Raw genomic sequence first — 23,785 nt, forward strand, 5'->3', positions numbered from 1 at the left:
GATAATGAAAAAAACCGCGATCTCGCTCGCACTGATGACCATTTCCGGGCTGGCCAATGCCCTATCCGGCCAGGTGACCGATGCCGCCGGCAACCCCATTAGCGGTGCGGCGGTAGAGGTGACGGGTACTCTGTTGCAAACCCGCACCGACGAACAGGGCCGTTTTTCGATCGACACGGCGAGCGGAGCAGCGAACGAACTGCATATTAACGCACCCGGTTACAGTCACCAGACCCTGCGTCTCGAGAATAGCGATGCGGCGCCATTGGTTATCACGCTGCGTCGCTCAGCAATCGAGCAGATTGATGTGACCGCAACGCCGTTGCACACCTCCACCATGGAATCTGCGCAGCCGGTAACCGTACTTGCCGGTGACAGTCTGCGCCGCAAGCAGGCGGCAACGCTGGGGGAAACCCTCAAGAACGAAGTCGGCGTGCATTCGACTTATTTCGGGCCTGTGGCCAGCAGCCCGGTTATTCGCGGACTGAGCGGCCCCCGCGTGCTGATCACCCAGAACAGCCTGGATGTGAGTGATGCGTCCCGCGTCGGTCCGGACCACGTGGTGGCCACAGAGGCGCTCACCGCAGAGCAAATCGAAATTCTGCGCGGGCCCGCCATGCTCTTCTATGGCTCCGGTGCCATTGGCGGTGTGGTCAACGTGGTTGATGACCGCGTACCCGCTTCCAGTGAGTCCAAGGGCGCCTTTCAGTTTGGGCACAGTACCGTAAACAGCGAGGAAGACGCTTCCTTTGCGTATACCGGGGGCGGCGAGCAGTTTGCGTTTCATGTGGACGGTTTTACGCGCAAGGGAGATAACTACGAAATTCCTGGCGCTGCTGAACTTGAGTCCGACCATGACCATGAAGAAGAGGCGCATGGAGAACACGAAGAGCACAGTGTTGGCATTCTGGAAAACAGTGCCTCGGACAGCAAAGGCTTCAACCTCGGCGGTAGTTGGTTGCTGGACAACGGTTTTATTGGTTTGGCGTATGGCCGTCTGGAGCGTGTAAATGGTATTCCTGGTCACAGCCATGCCCATGGGGACGACGAGCACGGCGAAGAGCTGCACGAGGAAGAATACGTAGAATCCGAGAAGCACGCCCATGAGGAAGAAGCGGAAGTGCTCTCCGATCTGAAGCAGGACCGCTGGCAGCTGATCAGCGAACTGAGCCTGGATAACAACCTGTTGAGCGGCGTGAACACGCGCATCGGCTACACCGATTACAAACATGTTGAAATTGAGAACAACACCACTGGCACCTTGTTCCAGAACGAGACGGTGCAGGCCCGTGTGGATCTGTTGCTGCAGGAAATGTCCGGCTGGCGCGGTGCCGTCTCTATTGAAGGTAAGTCCAGTGATTTCTCCGCAGTTGGCGAAGAGGCTTTCACCTCGCCCAGTCGTACTGACACACTCGCGATTGCTCTGATGCAGGAAAAGCACATGGGTGATTTCCTGTGGCAGCTCGGCGCCCGTGTCGAAAAGGTCACCATCGAGGCCGATCCCATTGCCTGGGAGTCTCATGAGCATGAGCACGATGAAGAACACGAAGGGGAAGAGCACGAGCACGAGCACGAAGAGCGTGCGTTGCTGGAATTCGACGAGCTCGATTTCACACCTTACAGCGTGTCCGCAGGTGTGGTGTGGGATTTTGCCGCAGACTACAACGCCGGCTTATCTGTGACCCACGCTCAACGTGCACCCAGCGCGTCAGAACTATTCTCTTATGGACCACATATCGGCACCGATAGCTTTGAGGTGGGTGCACTGTTTGACCTGCACGTTACCGACGAACCCCATTTCGATTACGGCAACGCTGTTGAAGAAGAAGTTTCCAACAACCTCGATCTGAGCCTGCGCAAGCACTCCGGCGACATCGGCTGGGTGGTAAATCTGTTCTATAACCAGGTGGGCAACTTCTTCTACGAGCGCGACACTGGTTTTACCAGCGAAGATTTCGAGTCGCACGCTCATGAAGAGCATGACCATGATGAACATGCGCATGAAGAAGGTGAAGAGCACGAACATGCCCACGACCACGTCGCCCTACCCGTGTATGTCTTCGAGCAGGCAGACAGCGTGCTCTACGGTATGGAAGCACAAATGGCGTGGCAGTTCTCCGAGCCCTTTACCCTGACCCTGTGGGGCGACAGCATCCGCGGCAAACTTAAGGATGGCGGTAATCTCCCGCGGATTCCTCCAGTACGTCTCGGTGGACAACTGGCCTACGCCCACAATGGCTGGGAAGCCGCTTTCGGTGCTTCCCACTATTTTGAGCAGGACAAAGTGGCGGATCTGGAAACGGCTACCGATGGCTACACCCTGGTGGACGCAGAGCTGGGCTATACCTTCGCCAGCAACTTCGGTGACATGACCGTATTCCTGAAAGGTCACAATCTCACCGACGAAGAAGCCCGTGTACACGCTTCCTTCCTGAAAGACCGCGCCCCGCTTCCGGGCCGTAGTTTCAGCCTTGGTATGCGCGGCACTTTCTGAACGATTAAATATTTCTCGAATTTGACCTGAGCCCAGGTCAGGGAAAAGGAAAAAGTAGTAATGAAACCGACAACAGCAGCGACAGACAAGATCGCCATTGGTCTATCTGCAATGTGTACCATCCACTGCCTGGCGTTGCCGCTGGTACTGGCACTGGTGCCCAGCATGGCGGCGCTAGGCCTCGATAATGAGGCCTTCCACCTGTGGATGGTGCTGGCAGTTATACCCACCAGTGTGTACGCCCTGACCATGGGGTGTAAGCAACACAAGCGTTACCGCGTTGTTGTGCTGGGCGGAGCCGGCCTGGGATTACTCGCCACCGCGGTTCTTCTGGGTGAGTCTGCCGGAGAACTAGGTGAGAAGCTGCTGACGGTTGCCGGTGCCAGCCTGGTAGCATTTGGACACCTGTGGAATTACCGCCTGTGCCAGCAGCCCTCTGACTGCGCCTGCCCCACCTCCAGTAACGGTTAAGCGAGACAGGCGATGCTACGGGATTATTTTATCGCGCTCGAAACGCACCCCAAGGATGCCCCTCTGGCGCTACACGATGTGATCGAGCAGTTGGCATTTAATGAGCAGGGATTGATCCCGGTCATTACTCAGGATGCGCAGAGCAAAACGGTTCTGATGTTCGCCTGGATGAACAAAGAGTCCCTGCTTGCCACCATAGAGACCCAGCGCGTTACCTACTGGTCCCGGAGTCGCGAGCAGTTGTGGGTCAAGGGCGAGACCAGCGGCCATGTGCAATCCCTGGTTTCCATGGCCTTCGATTGTGATGGCGATGTGGTGCTCTGCCAGGTAGAGCAGCAAGGCGCCGCCTGCCATACTGGACGTCGGTCTTGTTTTTACCTGCAGGTCGATTCGGAGCAGCGAAAAATCTGGGTAACCGGAGATCCTGTATCCGTATGACCTCGACATTGATTAAGCATGCGCGATTGGTCAACGAAGGCGATGTGATCGATGCGGATGTTCGTATTGTCGGCGAACGGATCGCAAAAATTTGCGCGGAAATCGCCGCAACGCCCGGTGATCGCGTGATCGACGCAGGCGGCGCCTATCTGCTGCCGGGCATGATCGACGACCAGGTGCACTTTCGGGAGCCCGGCCTTACCCACAAAGGCACTATCGCCAGCGAATCCCGAGCAGCGGTTGCCGGCGGCATTACCAGCTATATGGAAATGCCAAATGTAAACCCCGCCACCACCACCATTGAAGCTCTCGAAGACAAGTACGCGATAGCTGCCACGAGTTCGGCCGCCAATTTCGCATTCTACCTGGGCGCTACAGAGGACAATCTCGAACAGATCAAGCGGCTCGATCCGGCCAGGCACAGTGGTGTAAAAGTCTTTATGGGTGCCTCTACGGGCGACCTTCTGGTAGAGCACCCCGAAGCGCTGGACGCGATTTTCCGCGAGTCGCCAGCGCTGATCGCTACCCACTGTGAAAGCAGCCCGATCATTCGTCAAAACCACGAGGTATTACGGCGCTCTAAATCGGTGCTGACGATCGAAGATCACCCAACGCTACGTGATACCGATGCTTGTTTTGCGTCATCTTCCTACGCGGTTGATTTGGCGAAGAGATACGGTAGTCAATTACATGTATTGCATATCACCACGGAAAAGGAGTTGGCTCTTTTTGAGCCCGGGCCGGTTCAAGGTAAGCAAATCACCGCAGAAGCCTGCGTACATCACTTGTGGTTTTCCGACGAGGATTACCCGCGTCTCGGCAACCTGATCAAATGTAACCCGTCCATCAAAAGCCAGCGCGATCGCGATGCTTTGATCCAGGCGTTACATAGCAATCAGATCGACATTATTGCTACCGACCATGCGCCCCATACGTGGGAGGAAAAGCAGGTAGATTACGAACAGGCACCCGCAGGACTGCCCCTGGTGCAACATGCCCTGCTGACCTTGATGGACCACGTGAAACACGGACGTATGAGTATGGCGCAGGTTGTCGAAAAAACGGCGCACAACCCCGCGATTCGCTATGGCGTGATTGGCCGAGGTTACCTCCGCGAAGGGTACTTTGCCGACTTGGTACTGGTCGATCCAGACACCGCTTCCTCGGTATCCAACGAGAACACCATATATCACTGCGGCTGGTCACCGTTTGCGGGACACGATTTTTCTTCGCACATTGTTGGCACCTGGGTCAATGGCCGACAGGTCTACAGCAGCGATGGTATTGCCGCAGCTGAGATAGCGGCGATGCCCCTTTCTTTTGACCGCTAAGAACCCGTGCTTCAAACACCCATAGAGCAACGGTGGCACACCAAGGCCCCTCAACACATCGTTGACGGGCTTAGAGTCTTTTGAATCTTCAGATTTAGGCAAGAGTTACATGCAGTTTACCGGATCCCTCCCCGATATCGCCAAAACCCAGATTGAAACGGGAGCCTACCCGTTGCAGTGGGTTGGCATGGAAGGTATCGCCGTTCCCCTTACTCTCTCACTGGCTGGAAGCCAGGAGCAGGTGGTTGCCGCCACAGCGAATGTATATGTCAGCCTCGACGATGCCGCCGAGAAAGGCATTCATATGTCGCGGCTACATGCGATCCTCAACGAGCTGGCCGCCACCACTTGTGACAAAGAAGGCCTGGATACACTTCTGGGGAAAATGGTCCACTCTCAGTCGGGAATCAGCCAAAGCGCAAAAATTGATCTGGCTTTCGACCTGCTGCTGCCCAAAACTTCGCTGTTGAGTAACGAGACCGGCTACCAGACCTATCGTGTTGCGATCAGTGGTCAATGTTGCAATGGTGTCTATGACTATGGGTTGCAGGTAACTATCCCCTATTCCAGTACCTGTCCCTGTTCCGCGGCACTTTCTCGACAACTGCTGGCTGAAGCGCTGGACAAATCGTTTACGAGCGATCAGGTAGAGAAGCAGGAGCTATTGACACGTGTACAGGCCGCGAGTGTCGCCACGCCCCATAGCCAGCGTTCCTACGCCTATTTGAACCTGACATTGGGCGACAATGGCTGGCCAACCCTGTCTTCACTCATTTTCAATTTCGAGGACGTGATCGGGACGCCGGTTCAGACCATGGTCAAGCGCAGCGATGAACAGGAATTCGCGCGCCTGAACGCGAATAACCTGATGTTTTGCGAAGATGCGGCTCGAAAAATCAAAGCGGTACTGGAGCAGTCGACCTGGGTAAAAGACTACTGGTTCAAGGTTGAGCATCAGGAAAGCCTCCATGCGCACAACGCTGTAGTGATCGATCGAAAGGCTTGTATCGATTAATCCCCTCTAAATTATTTGAACTGTGCCACGAGTGCGGGTCAACAACCGAGAAGTGAAAGACCTATGTTCGATGCATTAAGACCATTCCACTAGAGAGCAAGACATGGAATCGGCGAGTTGCTGTAGCAATGAAAGGTGTTGCGCGCCGCAAGCACCCGTCACACGTTCCACACCCAAGGTTGGGCGCAATGACCCCTGCCCTTGTGGAAACGGCCGGAAGTTCAAGAAGTGCTGTGGAAAGAATATTTTGGGTTGAAACAAGCATTGACAAAAGAAGGAATTATTTTTGGAAGCCATATTTATTCCGCAGAACTATCAAGAGTGGCGGCATTGCATCACGGTCACCTGTGGTCTGGAACTGACAGAAGCCTTTATAAACAGCCGCATAACGTCACTGAAGAACGAGTCGGATTACATGACCAAGCGCTTCGTCGAGCTGTATGGTGAGGCGCGACGACAGCGCACACTCGAGTGGTTTGTGCGCGCGAGTGAAGAAATAAAGCACCCCAGCCTGTAAATCCAAAGTGCTGCTGGGCAACAAAACCCTAGCGCTTTTTACCCTATCTTATTTGGAGTCACTCCAATGACTACGCAATTACCAGTGACGGTATTATCCGGTTTTCTCGGCGCCGGAAAAACGACGCTGCTCAATCAGATCCTCAACAACCGCGCGGATATGCGCGTGGCGGTTATCGTGAACGACATGAGCGAAGTCAACATTGACGCAGCGCTCGTGAACAATGAGGTGCAGTTAAACCGCACTGAAGAAAAACTGGTGGAGATGAGCAACGGTTGTATTTGCTGCACTCTACGGGAAGATCTGCTGGTCGAGGTCACCAAGCTGGCGAAAGAAGGCCGTTTCGATTGCCTCGTCATCGAGTCCACCGGTATTTCTGAGCCCCTGCCGGTGGCTGAGACATTTACCTTCGCTGATGAAGATGGACAGAGCCTGTCTGAAGTTGCACGCCTGGATACCATGGTCACCGTGGTGGACGGCGCAAACTTCCTCAAGGACTATCACACAGCGGAGCCCCTGAAAGAAGCCGGTGAATACCTCAGCGACGAGGATGAGCGCAATGTGGCGGATTTGCTGGTGGATCAGATTGAGTTCTGTGACATCCTGTTGATCAGCAAGGTCGACCTCATAAGCAGCGATCAACTCGAGGAACTAAAGGCCGTCCTCCGGAGCCTCAACCCCCGCGCGGAAATTGTGCCGATGCAAAAAGGCAATGTGCCTATTGAAAAAGTATTGATGACCGGCAAGTTTGACTTCGAGCAGGCACAACAGGCACCGGGCTGGCTTAAAGAAATGCATGGCGAGCATACGCCTGAAACCGAGGAATACGGTATCAGTAGCTTTGCCTACCGAGCGCGCCGCCCTTTCCACCCGCAGCGACTATTCGACTTTTTTAATGACCCCCAGTTGAGCGGACGCCTGTTGCGTTCAAAAGGTTATTTCTGGTTGGCCAGCCGCCCCCACTATGCGGGCACCTGGAGCCAGGCCGGCGGAATCGCCCAGCACGGTGCAGCCGGCTATTTCTGGGCGGCAGTACCACGGAATGAATGGCCGGAAAATACCGAACAGCAACAGTATATTCTCGAGAATTGGGAAGAGCCCTTTGGCGATCGCCGTCAGGAGCTGGTGTTTATTGGTCAGAACCTTCCTGAAGAATGGATAAGGGGGCGACTGGATGAGTGCCTGCTGAATGACCATGAGATGGACGCAGGTGAAATAGTCTGGCGTACCATGCCTGACCCGTTTCCTGCATGGGATTAATGCATCACTATTATGGTGATTCGCATCAAACGGTACCGGACATTTTAGTAGAAAGTAAAAGCAAGAAAGCGGGCCATTGGGCCCGCTTTTTACGTTCAATTCACGTCGCTTTTACATGCACTTCCAGCACACGTTAGCCTTCTGAATTGAGACCACGGCGCTCAAGCAGCGCTTCAGTGGTGGGTTCCTGGCCGCGGAATTTGACATAGGATTCCATCGGCGGACGGGAGTTTCCGGTTTCAAGGATATTCTTGCGGTACCAGTCTCCATTCTTACGCGTCAAACCACCGCGCTCTCTAATATACGCGAAGGCATCGGCGGCCAGAATTTCACTCCACATGTATGCGTAATAGCCGGCAGAATAGCCACCACCGATAGAATGGGCGAAATAGGTGGACTTGTAGCGTGGCGGTACTGCGGCCAAGTCAACACCATGCTTTTTCAGTGCCGCTGCCTCAAACTTTTCTACGTCTTGAAGTTCCGCGTCCGCTGGTAGTGCGTGCCACTCCATATCCAGCAAGGCTGCAGACATATACTCCAGAGTGTCGAAGCCCATATTGAAGTTTTTGGCTTTCTGCACCTTCTCCAGTAGCTCTGCCGGAATAGGTTTGCCGGTTTTGTAGTGGTAAGCGTAATTCTCCAGTACTTCCGGTAATCCGGCCCAGTCCTCCTCAAAGGTTGACGGGAACTCGACGAAATCGCGGGATACGCTGGTGCCAGCCAGGCTGGGGTAACGGACATTGGAGAACATGCCGTGGAGACCATGACCCAATTCGTGGAACATGGTAGTCACGTGGTCATAGCTCACCAGCGTGGGCTCGCCCTCCGGGCCTTTTGGAATGTTCATGACATTCACCACCACGGGCTTCTGCTCAAGCAGTCCGGACTGGCCAACAAAAGAACTCATCCAGGCGCCGCCACGTTTGCCATCACGGGCAAAGTAATCCGCATAGAAAATAGCCAGGCTTTTGCCGTCGTGATCAAACAGTTCGTATGCCTTCACATCGGGATGGTAGACCGGGAGATCCGGGCGCTCTTCGAAACGGATACCGTAGAGACGGTTCATGGTGTAGAACAGGCCGTCGTTCAGTACACGATTGAACTCAAAGTACTCACGTACTTCCTGTTCATTCAGGTCGTATTTATCCTGACGGACTTTTTCAGCGTAGTAAGCCCAATCCCAGGGCTGGGCCTCAAAGTCGCCGCCTTCACGCTCGATCATCGCCTGAATATCGGCCTGTTCGGCTTTCGTATTGGCGACAACTGCCGGAACCATGGAGTTGAGCATGTTAAGCACACTTTCTGGCTTTTCCGCCATAGTGTTGGTCAGCTGGTATTCTGCCCAATTGTCGTAGCCGAGCAGCTCGGCTTTCTGTGCGCGGATTTGAACCAGGCGCTGAACGATGGGGCGGTTATCCAGTTCACCGGAGGTACCGCGGTTTGCTGACGCTTCCCAGATACGTTGGCGGAGCTCCCGGTTGTTCAGAGAGGCGAGCACCGGTTGGCGGGTGGTATTGGTGATGCTGATCAGATATTTTCCGTCGTGGCCAGCGTCTTTCGCTGCTTCCGCAGCCGCTTTAATGGCGCTTTCGGAAAGCCCGTCCAGTTCGCTCTTATCGTCCACGACCACCGCTATTTCCTTGGTGATCTTAAGCAGGTTCTGGCTGAACTGGGTAGTAAGAGTGGAATGTTCTTCGTTTAGCGCACGAAGTTTCGCTTTTTCCTCCGCAGACAGCTTGGCACCGGCTTTCACGAAGTTATCGTAGTACACTTCCAGCAGGCGATCGGACTCGGGGTCCATCTCCAGAGCGACACGCTGATCGTACAGGGCAGAAACGCGCGCAAACAGATCATCGTTCAGGTATATGCTATCCCAGTGCGCGGCCAGCTTGGGAGCGAGTTTGCTTTGCAGCGCGCGACGGGCTTCATTGCTATCGGTGCCGGAGAGGTTAAAGAATACTCGAGAAACACGGGTCAGTAGCGCACCGGATTTCTCCATGGCGACAATCGTGTTCGCAAAGCTCGCTTTCTCGGAATTCTTGGCAATTGCATCAATTTCCTGCAAATGCTCACTCATTCCCTGTTCAAAAGCTGGCTCGAAATGCTCATCTTTAATCTTGCTGAAGTCTGGCGCCTGGTACTGCAGAGGACTTGCCTTGAGTAGCGGGTTGTTCTGGACGGCGGCAGCGGTGACGTCGCCCGCTACCTGCGCGTTTTCCGCACCCGTGACTTGCTTATCTTTGTTGGCAACTGACTCAGGTGACTCAGAACAGGCCGTGATTGCCACGATTGCGACCGCGAGCAGAGATTTACGCATGTGTTTCTCCGGTTTCGATGTTGTTGTAGAAGTCCAGCCAGCTTGAGCTGAAATTCAACGGGTAATGAGATGTATGTTCAGTACTCTAGGGATTGCCAGCTGCTGTTGCGATCAAATACCAGAGATCGCACCTTGCCCAGCCCCTCGACATTTACCTGATTGACCTGGTCCGGCCAATAGTCCTGCAGGGCATCAAAGGCGAACCAAAGAGCCGAGAAGTGCTCTGGACGTGGTAACTCCTGGTATACCCAGATAAATTTACCGTCAACTTCCTGACCGATTGTATCGAGCGTTAACGGTTCTCCTTCTGTCACGCCCATACGGAAGTGTCCGGTGACATAGCGTCCGAACTGCTCCTGGGCATCCTTGTTCTCGGTAAGGTAAACCTGTTTTCCCAGTAATTCACTTAACGCGTGTTCAGCATCATGCACATAAAACCGGTGCATGATTTCCACACTCTGGGTCTGCTCGTTAAACACAACCCTGGTGATTGCCGTTTTCATTTGATGGGCCTGCACACTGCAGGCCATCCATACAGCGAGTAAAACAAACAGAATCCGCATGGCGCTCTACTTCCTGATTACTTCTGGTGAAAACCCGGCTTGGGTTCTTCCTTTTTCGTTTTGGAGTCGTGCATGATGTCACGATAGACCGGGTCGGTGCGCTTCTCTTCCTTGTAGATCTGTAGGCGTGACTTGTTGATGCGGCGCGGAAAGTGGTTGTTGTCATTATTGACATCCGCAGTTTCCCAACGTGGGTCAACCACTACCTGAGCCAGAGCTTTATCCGTAACCACCAGTTTGGATACGGCAGCTGGCGAGCGACGCCAGATCTCTGCAGGGATGTAACGCTCTTCCACGCTGCCATCTTCAAAAGTGAGTTCCAGTAGAATCGGCATCACCAGACCGCCAAGGTTGGAGAAGTCCATGACGTAATAATTTTTGTCTTCGTCCAACGCGCGCTTCAGTGCATCACGCTCCCAGGGCTCCAGGTCTGCCAGCATCTGCGCGTATTCATTGCGTTCTTTGTTGGTGACGGTGAAGCGGTCATTTTCGTCGTAGAAGTCGCGGATGTCCTTGTTTCTTTCCAGCCAGGTTTTATTGCCGGCATCGCGCTCGCGTTTTTCGAACAGTGGCTGCGGTTTGTCGGCCTCCTCCTGACGGCGGCGCTCAAAGTCGATATCCGGGTTCAGGGTGTCGAGACGCAGTTGCCGCACATTATCGATACTGATATCTACGTGATCGGTGGTATAGAACCAGCCGCGCCAGAACCAGTCCAGATCTACACCGCTGGCCTCTTCCATAGTACGGAAGAAGTCAGCCGGTGTTGGGCGTTTATACTGCCAACGGGTGGAGTACTCCTTGAACGCGTAGTCAAACAGTTCACGGCCGAGGATGACCTCACGCAATATGTTGAGGGCCGCTGCAGGCTTGGTATAGGCATTCGGTCCCAGGCGCAGTACAGAGTCTGACTGGGTCATGATTGGTACCTGAATATCGGACTTCATATAGTCGACGATATCCCGGGGCTCTACCCCCCACGGCATTTCCGGATCCCACTCGCGACCGGCGACGCCGTCGAGGAAGCTGTTCAGGCCTTCATCCATCCAGGTCCACTGGCGCTCATCGGAGTTGACGATCATGGGGAAGTAGATGTGCCCGATCTCGTGAATCACTACACCGATCAGGAAGCGCTTTTCCGCCTGGGTCCAGGTGCGGCTGCCGTCTTCATGCAAAGTCGTGCGCGGGCCGTTAAAGGTGATCATGGGGTATTCCATGCCGCCCACAGGGCCATTTACGCTCTGTGCAACCGGATACGGGTAGTCGAACGAAAAGCGCGAGTAGACCTCCATGGTGTGGATCACGGACTCGGTAGAGTACTTTTTCCAGAGTTCACCGCCCTCTTTCGGGTAGAAAGACATTGCCATTACTTCTGGCATGACGTCTCCACCTTGCTGGTAGCCGCGGGCATCCCACATGAATTTGCGCGAAGAGGCCCAGGCAAAATCACGGACGTTGTCGGCTTTAAACTTCCAGGTTTTGGTTTTGCGCGTACCTGCTTTCTCGTTTTCCCGCGCTTCCTCTTCGGTGACGATAAACACCGGACGCTTGGCTTTGCGGGCTTTCTCCAGACGATCGCGCTGGGTTGCGGTCAGCACGTCCTCGGGGTTCTGCAGGCTGCCAGTAGAAGACACGATATGATCGGCCGGTACGGTCAGGTTTACTTCGTAGTCGCCGAACTCAAGGGTAAATTCACCGCGGCCGAGGAATTCCTTGTTTGTCCAGGCTTCATAATCGGTATAGGCATGCAGGCGCGGGAACCACTGCGCTAGCAGGAAGATATCGTTGCCGCCGTCTCGGGCATCATCGGGAAAGTGTTCATACCCGGAACGTGCGGAAACCGCATCTTCTTCCAGGATATTGAATGCAAAATCCATGCTGAAGGTAACTTGTTCGCCTGGCTTCAGTGGTCGCGCCAGGTCCACACGCATGTTGGTGCCGACGATGGTGGAGCGCAGCTCGGTGCCACTGGCATCCTTTAAATTGCTGATCGTGTAGCCCACTTCATTATCGGCAAGCCATTGCTGTCGGCGCAGCTCACCAAAGGTAATCCCCGCCGGTGCCTCAGGGGACTCGGCGCGGGTGCCGGGGCTGCCGAATGTGACTGTAGTCTCGGCGATGGAGTCCGGGCGGAAGCGGTTCTGATCCAATTGGAACCACAGAAACTTGAGCGTATCGGGCGAGTTGTTGGTATAGGTGATGGTCTGGCTGGCGTTTAGGGCGCGCTTGTCTTCATTCAGGCGCACATCGATGCGGTAATCTACCTGTTGCTGCCAATAGGCGTGCCCCGGCTCTCCGCCGGCATTACGATACACGTTCGCGGTGGGGAGCAATTCGTCGAGCTGACGAAACTTATCGCCGGTCACGTTCAGAGGATCTGCGGCCTGCGTCAAGGCTGCTGGGGTGAGGGTGAAGAGCGCCGCGGAAAGGCGTGCGACAAGTTTGAGGCTCATTGGGTGGTTTCCGGCTATATCACATCGATGTTGCATCATATCGATGTGTCGCCGAAGGGCAACCATGCAATATATTGTTTTATCGCAGAATCAAAGCGTTTCACCCCGGCAGGGTCGGAATGGTCGTTACTTTATCTTGCATATGGCCGCCCGGTCAAAATAAGAAACTGTTGGAAACCTTCACCACTCTATCGGGCACTATCGGAGACGTTTGTTCTGGATTCGAGCAAGGCCGCCTCGATGGCATCCCAGTCCAGCTGGTCGGCGTTGATCATCTCCACACGGCTTTCCAGAGTGTCATCCAGCTCCATAATACTCAATACATCGTCCGCTTTGTTAAAGCCAAAAACGCCCTCCTCTGTGATAAATACCCCTTTGATGCGCTCACTCATTGAACCACTGATCAGCGAGAAGAGTTTTTCGTATTCGAACACAACCGCAGGGTCAAAGCGCCAGCCACAGCTGTGATAACCCTCGCCGCTGTTTTCGGCCCTGCGGTACCCACATTTGGGCAACGGCTCGTCCCTCAATTCTGGCGGTGGAGAGTGATGATGATTTTCCCCTTTGTCTGGGTGCTGGAAGGTACTCGCTGCCTCTAGCCAGTCGGGTTCTATTTTGCCCTGTACCACGGTCTGAAGTGGCTTATCGGAATCCCCTGGAAGAAACGTGAGATAGCGCCGCAGGTGCTCCAGCTCGTCCGCTTCATACAAATCGGACTTGTTGGCGACTATCAGGTCGGCCACTTCAATCTGCTGGCGGAAAGTCTCATTGCATAGATAACGCTCATCCATGATGTGGCGTGCATCAACCAGCGTCATCGTGGCGCGCAGGTCCAACACGTCGCTTCGAACCAGACTGGATAAGGATTCCAGTACTTCGCGTGGGTGTCCTAGCCCGGTGGGCTCGATCAATAACCGGTGTGGCCGCGCCTTTGTAAGTAACTGGTTTAGCGCAACCTGCATGGGTAACCCGGCAGCGCAACACATACAGCCACCGGGCACTTCGCGGATAAAGATTTCACCTTCTTGTTCCGAGCCAAACAGTGCGCCGTCTATACCCACTTCTCCAAACTCGTTGACCAGTACCGCCCAGCGTTCATTTTCTGGCCGGTTTGCGAGCAAATGTTGGATCGCCGTAGTTTTTCCCACACCAAGGAATCCGGTAATTACATTGGTCGGGACTTTTTGAATCAATTCAGGTGTCGGCACAGGTAGGGCTCCGTTGGGCACAATCGGCGCAAAGGCAGTCAAGCTCTAACTGAGAGGACTGCAATTGGAAACCGGCCTCTTTTACCGTATCGCGAAGGGCGGTGATGAGGTCGGACTTGATGGCGATCTCACTCACTTTATTGCAGCTACAACAGATTAGAAATTGAGGTGTTCCGTGATGGTGACTGCAGTTGATATGGGCACAGGCAAGAAATTTGTTTTCGGAATTGAGCTTGTGGGCGAGATTTTCGTTCGCCAGGAAATCCAGCATGCGGTAGACCGACATTGCGGGTATGGGTTCACCGTAATCCTGACTGTATTGATCCACTATATCGTAAGCCGACAAAGGCTTTTGTGATCGCAGCAGTACCGCGAGCACATTTTTACGTTTTGCAGTCAGGCGGGCCCCCGATACCCGGCAAGCAGCTTCGGCAGCGCTCAAGGTTCGGTTGATCTGAGTAGGGTTCATCGGCTATTTCATTTGGAGCTTAGGGCTTTTTGCGGTAAGAGTGGCTGCCCCCTGCTTGGTGGCTGTCAGCCACTGCGCATTGATTGTATGAATTTCACGAAAACGCGAAAACAATACAACGTTGATAGTATCCAGTGCGGCTACATTATCGCACCGATAATGGTAAGCCGCGCGAAAGTTTGCATGTGTAGAGTGAATTTCATGCGCATCGGAATGATCCGTGTGGCCGGTATGGTGGGCGTGATGTTGGCCTGCATCTGTGTGTGGCGGCTTGACTTCTGCACTCTGCAACTGGCACTCAGTGCCTTCGAACTGCAATAGCTGGTTTGGTGCGGCAAGCTCTCCAGAAGCCACTGCCAGCGCCTGCTCTTGTTTCTGATTTTGCGGCACATGCTCAAACCCGACCAGGTTGGCGCCGGGAGATTCAAATTCAATATGAAGCTCGTTACCGTTCACAGCTATAGCGAGTTGCGCTTCGCCATGTACATGGGCGTCCTGTTGTGCACTAGCCACTATTGCCACCAATGCAAGAGGTAGAAGGAACAACTTTGGTTGATTGGTCACGGTAAAGAACCTCACGGTGATAATGCCCTGTGTGGACCCGGAAAGTATCCGGGCAGTACAGACAGACCTATAGGTATGAACACTGAGTTAAGAATACTTGCACCATGCTTATGTTACACCATATCATCTGGTGACAAGTATAAGCAACAGCAGTGACGCTCACCCCTATGCCACAAATCTCCGAAGACGAACTTTTGGAAATGCCTGCGGAAGAGTACATGAATGACCAGCAGCTGGCGTTCTTCAGGCATCGATTGCAGTTACTTAAAGAGGAAACCCGCGCTGAAATTGATAGTGCCCGCGAGGCCATCGCTACCGCAGATCTGCATGCAGCGGATGAGCTCGATCGCGCGGTAGCGGAAGAGGAAAACCGTCAGTGCCTGCGGTTCACGGAGCGAAAATACCTTTTACTGCGCAAAATTCAGCGCTCTCTGGATAAAATCGATGACGGCAGTTATGGCTATTGTGAGGTCAGCGGCGACCCGATCGGGCTGAAAAGACTACTGCTGCGCCCCACGGCCGAGCTCTCCTTTGAGGAGAAATCCCGCCAGGAACAACAGGAGCGCAATTTCCGCAAACAGCGGTAAAATGCGGTCGCAGCTCATTACAGCCGCGACCCTGTGGGAATGCCGTTACGCCCATCAGTATCGTCTGTCGGTACCGCTTTCTATCGTTCCGGCCGTCGCGTCAGCGGCGCTTGGCCTGCTGGAGCAACTCAGCCAGCTCTGTGACATTGTCCACCACATAATCCGGTGCCGCAGCCAGTGGGTAGAGTGCCTTACCAGGGCGTGCGATAAAGGCGGTCTGCATGCCCGCAGCCTTCGCGCCAGCCACATCCCATCCGTGTGCAGCCACCATCAGCGCTTCGTCTGGCTGTACACCCAGCTGTGCCAATGCCCAGCGGTAAGCTCGTAAATCGGGCTTATAGATCTGGATATCTTCAATGCTGTAACGTGCCTGGAAAAAATGCGTCAAGCCGGCATTTTCAAACTGGGTCTTGACGCCGTTGTTGGAAGAATTTGTCAGGCTGACGAGTTTGAACCCCTGTTTATTCAAGGACTTCAGCCCCGGGACCACATCCGGATGGGGTGGCAGACTGAGCAGCGGTGTGACGATTGCGGTCTTCGCCTCCCCTTCCGAGAGCTCGATGCCATTATTTTTGGCGACCATCATCAGAGAGGCCACCCCAATCTTACCGAAGTCGTGATAATCACCGGTCACTGTGGTAACCAGCGAATTATGCAGCATGGTGGAAAACCACAGTGGCAGCAGCTCTGCTCGATTCTCCAGTGCCTTACCGACCGACGCGCGCATGGACTCCAGGTCCAGTAGTGTCTCGTTCACATCAAAGACGATGACTTTCGGCAGCTTCTTCGCTGCAGTGGATGGTTTATCCATACCTGAAACCTCCTGTGCGATAGCGGATGCTGAAAAAATCACGAGCGTTACAATGGCAATCTTCTGTATTAATCGATAAATTTTCATAACGGTTACATTATTTGCTGTATTTGGTTTGACGCCGACGCTGGAGAAATCCTGCGGCGCCGTTTCGAATTAAATCCGTGTCGAGGGTTAAGCTTGATCACAGAGAGAGCGCCCAATCGGGCAGAATACCCAGTGCAAACGCCTCCAGTACTTTGTCCAGTCCCGTCAGCACCATTAGTCCAAGAACGAGTAGCAGTGCCCCCAGTATCTTTTTGCCACGGCCGGCATTGGTCATGATGTTCCCACGCCAGCGGTCCAACAGCTTGCCTGACACGTATGCGGCTGCCAGTAGCGCGGCCGCCGTGCCAATGCCAAAGGCGAACATGACCACGAACGCTAAGGGGATCTGTTGACCGACCGATGCAAGAGCGATGGCCGCGCCTAGCGTGGGCCCCACGCAGGGTAGCCATACCAGGCCCAATAGCGCCCCCACCAGAAACTGTCCCCCAGCACTCGTGTGGTCGCCACCGCCACTATTGCCGAAACGTCCGGTCAAGCGGGACAGTTGTCCGCTCAACCAATTCCCCAATTGCGGAAACAGTAGGGTCAGCGCCACCAGGATCAGCAGTACCGCAGCAAAGTTACGGTAGGCGACAGGATCCAGGCCAAGATTAATGAGGAGGAGCGTCAACACGGTGCCGGCCACGGCGAAGGCGGTTGCGAGCCCGAGCGCCATAAAAATGGGGCCAGTGCGGCCACCACTGGCTGCGGAGGTCATGACGACCGGGACCAGTGGCCACACGCATGGGGACAGAATGCCGACAATGCCGGCGATCAACGCCAAGGGTATGGCGGCCAGCTCAAGTCCCATCACATGTCGCCTTGTGCAGCGGCAATCGCCTTATCCAGCTCTCGAGCAATGACCTCAGGACGGGTCTCCGCCACACTGAACCATGTCTGCTCTTCGCCGGCAAAGAGAACCAGTGTGGACTGGCGCGGTGCGCGAAAATGGCGTACCCACTCCTTGTCTTGGTCGAAATCCACCACCAGTACATGAAACTGCTTATCGGGATTCTGCGCACGATATTGCTCCAGCACTTCCTGCTGCTTCGCGCAGGTTGGGCACCATTCGGCAAAAACATCCACCAGGACCACCTCTCCGGCGGCCTTCAAGGCCTTGAAGCGGGCCTCATCAAAAGGCTCCTTTTGCTGCCCCAGTGCGCTTGTGGCCAAACCGAGCGCCAGGATAGTGATCAGACTGAGCTTTTTTATTACGTTGTGCATTCTCGTGATTCCTTTTGGATGGTTGTAAAGCAGAGCTACGATCTACTCTAACCATATTTGAGCGAACGCTCAACAAAAGGTTTCACGAGGTTCTATCCACTCACCGCGCCTGAAAATCGTTTCGTCGCCATGAGGCAGCTGTATTGCGGCGGTGACCCGAGTGAGTTGCCATGACCGGAAAGTCGAATTTTTTAGTGCCGTTTATTTTTAGTGCACTTCTGTGTTTCCGCATTCTTTCACCCAGCGCCTTCAGCTCTTCCGATTCAACCGTCCCGCAATCCACCAGTAAGATCAAACAGACTAATTGAATGTATCTCCGACTCGAACGTTACCTAGAGTCATTCAGAGCGACTCGGTGCCAGAATTTTCACTTAAGGACCGACCCGGTCGCACCACCACCACTACAATTGCTACCGCATCACCGATCATAGACAACACGGTGAAATTCATAATTTTTTATCGATACAAGGATGTAACAATGAGCTTTACATATAAGCGACTGGATAAAGATGATGTCACACTGCTTCTTGTGGACCATCAAGCGGGTTTGCTGTCGTTGGTTCGCGATTTTTCACCCGACGACTTCAAAAACAATGTGCTGGCACTGGCTGATATTGCCAGGTTTTTCAATATTCCGACCATTTTGACCACCAGTTTTGAAGACGGACCCAACGGTCCAATGGTCCCAGAGCTCAAAGAGGCCTTTCCCGATGCGCCCTACTTTGCCCGGCCGGGCCAGATTAATGCCTGGGACAACGAAGACTTTGTGGCGGCAGTGAAAGCGACCGGGAAAAAACAGCTACTCATTGCCGGTGTGGTTACCGACGTATGCGTGGCGTTTCCGACGCTCTCGGCGATTGAAGAAGGTTACGACGTGTTTGTGGTGACAGATGCATCAGGAACGTTCAATAGCGTTACCCGAGACGCGGCCTGGAGCCGCATGCAGCAGGCTGGCGCGCAGTTGATGAACTGGTTTAGTGTGGCTGGTGAGCTGCATCGCGACTGGCGCAACGATATCGAGGGTTTTGGCGGTGTGCTGGCCAGTCACCTCCCCCACTATGCAAACCTCATGCAGAGCTTCTCTTCCCAGCAGAAGTGAAATTTATTGCTTGGGCGCTTGACCGGCCCGTGTTGATTCCAGCTGGCGGCATAACATTTCCATTCCATCCAGAATGCGAAAGGTATGTCGCTGGATGATATCGGGGGGGACGTGGTAAAGGTTGCCATTTTTGACCGCGCTCAAGCCCGGGTATGCTTTCCAGTCATTTAGCCAGTCCGGGCGTGCATCGCCCATACCACTGGCGATAATCACATCCGGATCCCGCTTCAGCACCGATTCGATACTGATTTTGGGCGCCAGCACGACGGCATCGGCAAAGACATTACGACCGCCGCAGGCTTCGATCACATCGCTGATCAGGTGGTCACCATTCAGCGTCTGCAATGGGTCGTTCCAGACCTGATACAACACGCTGACCTCTGCCTGCGTTTTGTGAGCCTGCCTCAAAGCATGCAGGCGATCTAGCCATTGTGTCGCCGCCCGATCCGCGATTTCTCCGGTACCTGTCAATTTTCCAAACAGGCGAATGTTGCGCGGAATATCCTCCAGCGTGCGGGATTCGGTGACGAACACATTGAAGCCAAGATCCCGTAGCTTCTGAATCATTTCATCACCGTTTCCAGAGCCCCAGGCAACAATGAGGTCCGGCTTGAGTACCAGCAGCGTTTCATAGTTGATGGATTTGTAATTGCCGACTTGTGGTAACTGTCGTGCCGCCGCGGGGAAATCGCTGTGACTTATTACGCCGATTAGCCGGTCGCCCGCCCCGGCGCTGTAAAGGTTTTCTACGATGTGCGGTGCCAATGCCACGATACGTTGCGCGGGTTGGGGAAGCGCCAGCCAATGACCGCGCGCATCCAGGACTCGCACTGGCTGCCCGGCAATCGTGGTGGAGGTACACAGGGTCAATAGGAGTCCGATGGTGCGCACCAGCCCTGAAGCGAGCGAAAATCTGTTTCGCTTGGTGGGTTTGTTTAGCTTATTGGACATGGGACCGACTCGAAACGTTATTCATTTGCTAAAACCAGCGGCTTACCGGTGATTGGATGCGTCACTACGGTTACCCCGTAGCCATACAGCTTCGATAGGATCGCGGCGGTAAGCACCGCTTCTCCGTTCCCATACGCCATGCAGCGCCCCTCTTTTAGCGCGAGGATACGGTCACTGTAGCCACTGGCGAGAGCGAGGTCGTGCACCGTCATTATTACCGCTACGCCGCGACGGGCGAATGCTCGGACCGCTTTCATCATTTCGTACTGGTGAGCGATATCCAGGCTGCTCGCCGGTTCATCGAGCAGTAACAACCGGTCCCCAACCTCTTCCGCGCACCAGATTTGCGCCATAACACGGGCCAGTTGCAGGCGTTGCTGTTCACCGCCGGAAAGTGACGGATACAGCCGGCCAGCCAGATGCGTGACATCGAGGGCCGCCATGGCTTCCATACAGATTTCCTGGTCGCGGGCGATACCGGTGGCGTGGGGATTTCGGCTGAGTGCGACCAGTTCGAGACCGGTAAATGCGAAAGACAACGGGTTGTGCTGGGGTAATACCGCAAGCTGGCTGGCCCGCGCCCTTGGCGAAAGGCGTTCAATGCTTGCGCCTTTAAAGTGGACCTGTCCATGTGCCAGCTGCGCTTCACCACAAATTGCCCGTAACAAGGTGGACTTGCCCGCGCCATTTGGGCCTATCACGCACACCAGTTCTCCGGCATTGATATCCAGGTCGACACCGCTGACCAGTTCCCGCTGGTCTGCACAGACCGTGACATTTTCTGCATGCAACAGGGCCATCAGAGCGACTCCCGGCTTTTGCGAAGCAGTGACACAAAGAACGGGACTCCGATAAGCGCCGTTATCAGACCGACTGGAATTTCCACTGGCGCGATGATGGAGCGCGCGAGGGTATCGGATATGAGCAACAGGCTCGCACCGGCAAGGGCGGAAAGTGGCAGCAGTTGCCTGTGATCCGGCCCTACCCACAAACGCACCATATGCGGGACCACCAGGCCGACAAATGCGATGCTGCCGGCAACCGCCACCGAGGTGCCGACACCGGCCGCAGCGAGCACAATCAACCAGGTTTTGGTTTGCTCCACATCCACTCCGAGGTGCCGCGCCTGGGATTCTCCCAGTAACAGCACATTGAGAGACGCGCCGAAACGCACCATGGTGGCAACCAGCCCGCAAAGAATCAGCAACATCAGGAATGCGCGGGGATAACTGGCTGCGTCCAGACCGCCCATGCGCCACAGGCTGATACGGCGCAGCATTTCATTATCGGCAAAATACTCCATCAGCCCGGTAAGGCTGGCAGAAAACGCGGTAACCGCGATCCCCATCAATAGCATGGTGGCTACCGAGGTGCCGGTTACTCCTTTGGCAACGTGATAGACCAGCGCCACGGCCACCAGCCCACCGCAGAATGCGGCAACGGACACTACCGGTAAACTTCCAAACGCCGATGCCACTTGCGCGCCCAGAAGAATCGCCAGGCTCGCGCCGAAGGACGCACCCGCGGTGACGCCGATCAGTGATGGATCCGCCAGGGGGTTTCTAAAAAGCCCCTGCAACATGGCGCCGCAGATGGCCAGCACCGCGCCCACTGCGGCCGCGAGTAAGGCGCGCGGCAGGCGGATTGCCTGGACAATATCCGATGCCAGCCCTGCTTCACCAAACCCCGTCAGCGCACCGATTACCTGTGCAAATGACAGGGAAACAGCACCAATTGCCAGGGCAGTTATAAAACTCAACCCGAGCAAGCCGGGCAGAAACCACCAGGCGAATTTGAGACTGCGACGGCGAGCGAGGGTCATCGGGGCCCCTCAAATTGCGCAAGCCAATCGCGATTCATATGTTCGCCGATCGTGTCCGCAAGCCGGTTCAGTTGTTGCTCCCGGTGCGCGTGTACATCGAGTGCAGCGGCGGTTTGGAGCCCGGCCCAGTTCAGCAGCGCCTGCTGTGCGGACGGGGTGTCAAACAGCCCATGGATATAAGTTGCCAGGATCTGGCCATCGGGACTGACTGCACCATCGGGACGGCGCTCACCATTTTCTGAAATCAAGTGTGCAGCTGGCCGCTCCAGCGCCGGCCCTGCCGTGATTCCGCAGTGAATCTCGTAGCCTTGCAGCGACACTTCAGAATTGGAGCCGTCGATGGAGATAAGTCCACTGACGTTTTTCAGTGCCTTTTCCGGCATCAAGGTGGTTGCGAATTCCAGATAGCCCAAACCCGCTTCGCTACCCGGCTCCGCTTCAATACCATCGGGATCACGCACCACCGTGCCGAGCATCTGCAGCCCACCGCAAATACCGAGTAACTTGCCTCCGTAGCGGAGATGCCTGTCCAGCTGCTGTGGCCAGTTGTTTTCCTTCAGGTGCGCCAGATCGGCGCGCACATTTTTACTGCCGGGAAGAATGATCAGATCGCAGGCGGGAACCGGCTCGCGGACGCTGACAAATTCGAGGTCCACATCCGGGTGCAATCGCAATGCATCGAAATCTGTATGGTTGCTGATGCGCGGTAACACAGGCACGACAACTTTCAGTTTGCCGGAGGTACTCACCTGCTGCGTGCTGATGGCGTCTTCCGCATCGAGATAGAGGTCGTGCAGATAGGGCAATACACCGAGCACCGGTTTGCCGGTGTAGTCTTCCAGCCAATCAAGACCGGACTCCAATAGCTTGATATCACCGCGAAACCGGTTGATCACAAAGCCAATAACCCGGTTGCGTTCGGACTCGGAGAGTAATTCGAGGGTGCCGACGAGATGAGCAAAGACACCGCCTCGGTCGATATCGGCGATCAATATCACCGGGCAGTCGACCGCTTCGGCAAAGCCCATATTGGCAATATCATTTTCCCGCAGATTGATTTCCGCAGGGCTGCCAGCGCCTTCCACCAGTACCAGGTCGTACTGATTGTGCAGACGGTTGAACGAGTCCAGCACAGCAGCCTGTGCGGTGGATTTATATTGGTGGTAATCCAGCGCCTGCATATTACCGATTGCCCTGCCCTGAATAATCACCTGGGCACCGGTATCGGAGGCGGGTTTTAGCAGTACCGGATTCATATCCGTGTGGGGTTCGACATTGCATGCCAGAGCCTGCAGCGCCTGGGCGCGGCCTATTTCACCACCATCGGCGGTCACCGCACTGTTCAGAGCCATATTTTGTGGTTTGTACGGCGCCGCGCGTACACCGCGCCGAACAAAGTAACGGCCGAGCGCCGCGACCAGGGTACTTTTACCGGCATCGGACGTGGTGCCCTGAACCATCAATACTGACATGGTGGTCCGCCCGCTAGAAGTCCACGCCTTTGCGGGCCTTGATCCCCGCTTTGAACGCGTGTTTGACATCTTTCACTTCGGAAACCGTATCCATCAAGGCCTGAAGTGCACTGCCGCCACCACGACCGGTGACAACCACACTCTGCTCCGGTGGTCGCTGTCCGATTGCATCCAGTACTTTCTGCTCGTCCAGGTATTTGTAGGCGAGCATATAAGTCAGCTCATCGAGCACCACCAGATCGTAGCTGGCGTCTGTGAGCATGTTTACCGCTTCTACCCAGGTTTTTTCCGCTTCCGCCATATCGCCGGTGCGATCCTGGGTGTTCCAGGTAAACCCGGTGCCCATCTGGTACAGAGTGACCTGTGGGCACTGATGCTTGATATACAGCTCTTCACCGGAAAGTTGCGCGCCCTTGATAAACTGCACAACGCCCACTTTCTGGCCGTATCCAAGGGCGCGCATGACCATGCCGAAAGCCGAGCTGGACTTTCCCTTGCCATTGCCGGTCAGCAGAACCGCGACACCGCGCTCGGTGTCCGCCGCGGCGATATGGGAATCCACCTTGGCTTTCTGTTTCTGCATGGCCGCTTTGTGCCGTGCATTTTTCTTCTGCTGGTCGTCCGACATGGTCACC

Annotated in this window: 24 protein-coding genes; 10 read left to right on the forward strand and 14 right to left on the reverse strand. The window is 54.9% G+C overall.

Annotation, left to right across the window (positions count from 1 at the left end; genetic code table 11):
* The first annotated feature begins 4 nt into the window (after positions 1–4).
* The 8 genes from AAFH99_RS10840 (at position 5) to zigA (ending at position 7,526) form a co-directional block, all read left to right on the forward strand.
* Positions 5–2,494, forward strand: coding sequence for a TonB-dependent receptor (locus AAFH99_RS10840; RefSeq protein ID WP_406827736.1), 2,490 nt, complete (start codon positions 5–7; stop codon positions 2,492–2,494).
* Between the two features lie 60 nt (positions 2,495–2,554).
* On the forward strand, positions 2,555–2,965 hold the full coding sequence (locus AAFH99_RS10845) for a MerC domain-containing protein (protein WP_255875246.1): 411 nt from the start codon (positions 2,555–2,557) through the stop codon (positions 2,963–2,965).
* A 12-nt stretch (positions 2,966–2,977) separates the two neighbouring features.
* Complete coding sequence (gene hisI / locus AAFH99_RS10850) at positions 2,978–3,403, forward strand: phosphoribosyl-AMP cyclohydrolase (RefSeq protein WP_043316301.1); 426 nt, start codon at positions 2,978–2,980, stop codon at positions 3,401–3,403.
* Positions 3,400–4,734, forward strand: coding sequence for a dihydroorotase (locus tag AAFH99_RS10855; RefSeq protein ID WP_406827737.1), 1,335 nt, complete (start codon positions 3,400–3,402; stop codon positions 4,732–4,734). Before hisI ends, AAFH99_RS10855 begins: the two co-directional genes overlap by 4 nt.
* A 109-nt stretch (positions 4,735–4,843) precedes the next feature.
* Complete coding sequence (folE2, locus tag AAFH99_RS10860; protein WP_406827738.1) at positions 4,844–5,749, forward strand: GTP cyclohydrolase FolE2; 906 nt, start codon at positions 4,844–4,846, stop codon at positions 5,747–5,749.
* A gap of 103 nt (positions 5,750–5,852) precedes the next feature.
* Positions 5,853–6,005 (forward strand): SEC-C metal-binding domain-containing protein, encoded by a 153-nt coding sequence (locus AAFH99_RS10865; RefSeq protein WP_081847895.1) that lies wholly within the window; start codon positions 5,853–5,855, stop codon positions 6,003–6,005.
* A 30-nt stretch (positions 6,006–6,035) separates the two neighbouring features.
* Positions 6,036–6,266 carry a hypothetical protein gene (locus AAFH99_RS10870; RefSeq protein ID WP_406827739.1) on the forward strand — a complete coding sequence of 77 codons (231 nt, stop codon included), beginning with the start codon at positions 6,036–6,038 and terminating at the stop codon, positions 6,264–6,266.
* A gap of 66 nt (positions 6,267–6,332) precedes the next feature.
* Positions 6,333–7,526 (forward strand): zinc metallochaperone GTPase ZigA, encoded by a 1,194-nt coding sequence (gene zigA / locus AAFH99_RS10875; protein ID WP_406827740.1) that lies wholly within the window; start codon positions 6,333–6,335, stop codon positions 7,524–7,526.
* Between the two features lie 133 nt (positions 7,527–7,659).
* Here zigA and AAFH99_RS10880 read toward each other — a convergent pair whose 3' ends face one another.
* From AAFH99_RS10880 to AAFH99_RS10905, 6 genes are all read right to left on the reverse strand, one after another.
* Positions 7,660–9,843, reverse strand: a complete 2,184-nt coding sequence (locus tag AAFH99_RS10880; protein WP_043316291.1) for a M3 family metallopeptidase — start codon at positions 9,841–9,843, stop codon at positions 7,660–7,662.
* 77 nt (positions 9,844–9,920) lie between these two features.
* Positions 9,921–10,406 carry a DUF6702 family protein gene (locus AAFH99_RS10885; protein WP_043316289.1) on the reverse strand — a complete coding sequence of 162 codons (486 nt, stop codon included), beginning with the start codon at positions 10,404–10,406 and terminating at the stop codon, positions 9,921–9,923.
* A 17-nt stretch (positions 10,407–10,423) separates the two neighbouring features.
* Complete coding sequence (locus AAFH99_RS10890) at positions 10,424–12,856, reverse strand: M1 family metallopeptidase (protein ID WP_406827741.1); 2,433 nt, start codon at positions 12,854–12,856, stop codon at positions 10,424–10,426.
* A gap of 188 nt (positions 12,857–13,044) precedes the next feature.
* A complete protein-coding gene (locus AAFH99_RS10895; protein WP_406827742.1) occupies positions 13,045–14,085 on the reverse strand; it encodes a CobW family GTP-binding protein in 1,041 nt (346 codons plus the stop codon).
* On the reverse strand, positions 14,051–14,533 hold the full coding sequence (locus tag AAFH99_RS10900) for a Fur family transcriptional regulator (protein WP_406827743.1): 483 nt from the start codon (positions 14,531–14,533) through the stop codon (positions 14,051–14,053). The genes AAFH99_RS10895 and AAFH99_RS10900 overlap by 35 nt, the downstream gene beginning before the upstream one ends.
* A gap of 3 nt (positions 14,534–14,536) precedes the next feature.
* Positions 14,537–15,097, reverse strand: coding sequence for a DUF2796 domain-containing protein (locus AAFH99_RS10905; protein ID WP_406827744.1), 561 nt, complete (start codon positions 15,095–15,097; stop codon positions 14,537–14,539).
* Between the two features lie 167 nt (positions 15,098–15,264).
* On the opposite strand from AAFH99_RS10905, the gene AAFH99_RS10910 reads away from it, so the two are divergent.
* Complete coding sequence (locus AAFH99_RS10910; RefSeq protein WP_406827745.1) at positions 15,265–15,684, forward strand: TraR/DksA family transcriptional regulator; 420 nt, start codon at positions 15,265–15,267, stop codon at positions 15,682–15,684.
* Between the two features lie 100 nt (positions 15,685–15,784).
* Here AAFH99_RS10910 and AAFH99_RS10915 read toward each other — a convergent pair whose 3' ends face one another.
* The 3 genes from AAFH99_RS10915 to AAFH99_RS10925 all read right to left on the reverse strand — a co-directional run bounded on the left by AAFH99_RS10915 (position 15,785) and on the right by AAFH99_RS10925 (position 17,806).
* A complete protein-coding gene (locus AAFH99_RS10915; RefSeq protein WP_043316279.1) occupies positions 15,785–16,495 on the reverse strand; it encodes a haloacid dehalogenase type II in 711 nt (236 codons plus the stop codon).
* 184 nt (positions 16,496–16,679) lie between these two features.
* Positions 16,680–17,393, reverse strand: coding sequence for a cytochrome c biogenesis CcdA family protein (locus tag AAFH99_RS10920; protein WP_043316277.1), 714 nt, complete (start codon positions 17,391–17,393; stop codon positions 16,680–16,682).
* On the reverse strand, positions 17,393–17,806 hold the full coding sequence (locus AAFH99_RS10925) for a thioredoxin family protein (RefSeq protein ID WP_406827746.1): 414 nt from the start codon (positions 17,804–17,806) through the stop codon (positions 17,393–17,395). The genes AAFH99_RS10920 and AAFH99_RS10925 overlap by 1 nt, the downstream gene beginning before the upstream one ends.
* Positions 17,807–18,161: 355 nt before the next feature.
* On the opposite strand from AAFH99_RS10925, the gene ycaC reads away from it, so the two are divergent.
* Positions 18,162–18,905, forward strand: a complete 744-nt coding sequence (ycaC, locus tag AAFH99_RS10930) for an isochorismate family cysteine hydrolase YcaC (RefSeq protein WP_406827747.1) — start codon at positions 18,162–18,164, stop codon at positions 18,903–18,905.
* A 3-nt stretch (positions 18,906–18,908) separates the two neighbouring features.
* On the opposite strand, the gene AAFH99_RS10935 is transcribed toward ycaC, so the two are convergent.
* The 5 genes from AAFH99_RS10935 to cobO are packed head-to-tail and all read right to left on the reverse strand — an operon-like array spanning position 18,909 to position 23,778.
* Positions 18,909–19,856, reverse strand: a complete 948-nt coding sequence (locus tag AAFH99_RS10935; protein WP_406827748.1) for a cobalamin-binding protein — start codon at positions 19,854–19,856, stop codon at positions 18,909–18,911.
* Positions 19,857–19,873: 17 nt separating this feature from the next.
* The gene (locus AAFH99_RS10940; protein WP_406827749.1) at positions 19,874–20,656 is read right to left on the reverse strand and encodes a heme ABC transporter ATP-binding protein; all 783 of its coding nucleotides are present in this window, start codon (positions 20,654–20,656) and stop codon (positions 19,874–19,876) included.
* Positions 20,656–21,678 (reverse strand): FecCD family ABC transporter permease, encoded by a 1,023-nt coding sequence (locus AAFH99_RS10945; protein ID WP_406827750.1) that lies wholly within the window; start codon positions 21,676–21,678, stop codon positions 20,656–20,658. The genes AAFH99_RS10940 and AAFH99_RS10945 overlap by 1 nt, the downstream gene beginning before the upstream one ends.
* The gene (locus AAFH99_RS10950) at positions 21,675–23,150 is read right to left on the reverse strand and encodes a cobyric acid synthase (protein WP_406827751.1); all 1,476 of its coding nucleotides are present in this window, start codon (positions 23,148–23,150) and stop codon (positions 21,675–21,677) included. Before AAFH99_RS10950 ends, AAFH99_RS10945 begins: the two co-directional genes overlap by 4 nt.
* A gap of 13 nt (positions 23,151–23,163) precedes the next feature.
* Positions 23,164–23,778: a cob(I)yrinic acid a,c-diamide adenosyltransferase gene (gene cobO / locus AAFH99_RS10955; RefSeq protein WP_406827752.1), complete on the reverse strand. Its 615-nt coding sequence runs from the start codon at positions 23,776–23,778 to the stop codon at positions 23,164–23,166.
* Positions 23,779–23,785: the final 7 nt, after the last annotated feature.

Source organism: Microbulbifer sp. ARAS458-1, assembly GCF_045348205.1.
Classification (GTDB): Bacteria; Pseudomonadota; Gammaproteobacteria; order Pseudomonadales; family Cellvibrionaceae; genus Microbulbifer.

What these genes read in the sequence shown, in the direction of transcription:
- folE2 (WP_406827738.1), top strand. Translation starts at nt 4,844, where the DNA reads ATGCAGTTTACCGGATCCCTCCCCGATATCGCCAAAACCCAGATTGAA.
- AAFH99_RS10945 (WP_406827750.1), bottom strand. Translation starts at nt 21,678, where the DNA reads ATGACCCTCGCTCGCCGTCGCAGTCTCAAATTCGCCTGGTGGTTTCTG.
- AAFH99_RS10900 (WP_406827743.1), bottom strand. Translation starts at nt 14,533, where the DNA reads ATGAACCCTACTCAGATCAACCGAACCTTGAGCGCTGCCGAAGCTGCT.
- AAFH99_RS10880 (WP_043316291.1), bottom strand. Translation starts at nt 9,843, where the DNA reads ATGCGTAAATCTCTGCTCGCGGTCGCAATCGTGGCAATCACGGCCTGT.
- AAFH99_RS10885 (WP_043316289.1), bottom strand. Translation starts at nt 10,406, where the DNA reads ATGCGGATTCTGTTTGTTTTACTCGCTGTATGGATGGCCTGCAGTGTG.
- AAFH99_RS10840 (WP_406827736.1), top strand. Translation starts at nt 5, where the DNA reads ATGAAAAAAACCGCGATCTCGCTCGCACTGATGACCATTTCCGGGCTG.
- AAFH99_RS10910 (WP_406827745.1), top strand. Translation starts at nt 15,265, where the DNA reads ATGCCACAAATCTCCGAAGACGAACTTTTGGAAATGCCTGCGGAAGAG.
- hisI (WP_043316301.1), top strand. Translation starts at nt 2,978, where the DNA reads ATGCTACGGGATTATTTTATCGCGCTCGAAACGCACCCCAAGGATGCC.
- AAFH99_RS10940 (WP_406827749.1), bottom strand. Translation starts at nt 20,656, where the DNA reads ATGGCCCTGTTGCATGCAGAAAATGTCACGGTCTGTGCAGACCAGCGG.
- AAFH99_RS10935 (WP_406827748.1), bottom strand. Translation starts at nt 19,856, where the DNA reads ATGTCCAATAAGCTAAACAAACCCACCAAGCGAAACAGATTTTCGCTC.
- AAFH99_RS10845 (WP_255875246.1), top strand. Translation starts at nt 2,555, where the DNA reads ATGAAACCGACAACAGCAGCGACAGACAAGATCGCCATTGGTCTATCT.
- AAFH99_RS10950 (WP_406827751.1), bottom strand. Translation starts at nt 23,150, where the DNA reads ATGTCAGTATTGATGGTTCAGGGCACCACGTCCGATGCCGGTAAAAGT.
- AAFH99_RS10865 (WP_081847895.1), top strand. Translation starts at nt 5,853, where the DNA reads ATGGAATCGGCGAGTTGCTGTAGCAATGAAAGGTGTTGCGCGCCGCAA.
- AAFH99_RS10855 (WP_406827737.1), top strand. Translation starts at nt 3,400, where the DNA reads ATGACCTCGACATTGATTAAGCATGCGCGATTGGTCAACGAAGGCGAT.
- AAFH99_RS10920 (WP_043316277.1), bottom strand. Translation starts at nt 17,393, where the DNA reads ATGGGACTTGAGCTGGCCGCCATACCCTTGGCGTTGATCGCCGGCATT.
- zigA (WP_406827740.1), top strand. Translation starts at nt 6,333, where the DNA reads ATGACTACGCAATTACCAGTGACGGTATTATCCGGTTTTCTCGGCGCC.
- AAFH99_RS10915 (WP_043316279.1), bottom strand. Translation starts at nt 16,495, where the DNA reads ATGGATAAACCATCCACTGCAGCGAAGAAGCTGCCGAAAGTCATCGTC.
- cobO (WP_406827752.1), bottom strand. Translation starts at nt 23,778, where the DNA reads ATGTCGGACGACCAGCAGAAGAAAAATGCACGGCACAAAGCGGCCATG.
- AAFH99_RS10925 (WP_406827746.1), bottom strand. Translation starts at nt 17,806, where the DNA reads ATGCACAACGTAATAAAAAAGCTCAGTCTGATCACTATCCTGGCGCTC.
- AAFH99_RS10890 (WP_406827741.1), bottom strand. Translation starts at nt 12,856, where the DNA reads ATGAGCCTCAAACTTGTCGCACGCCTTTCCGCGGCGCTCTTCACCCTC.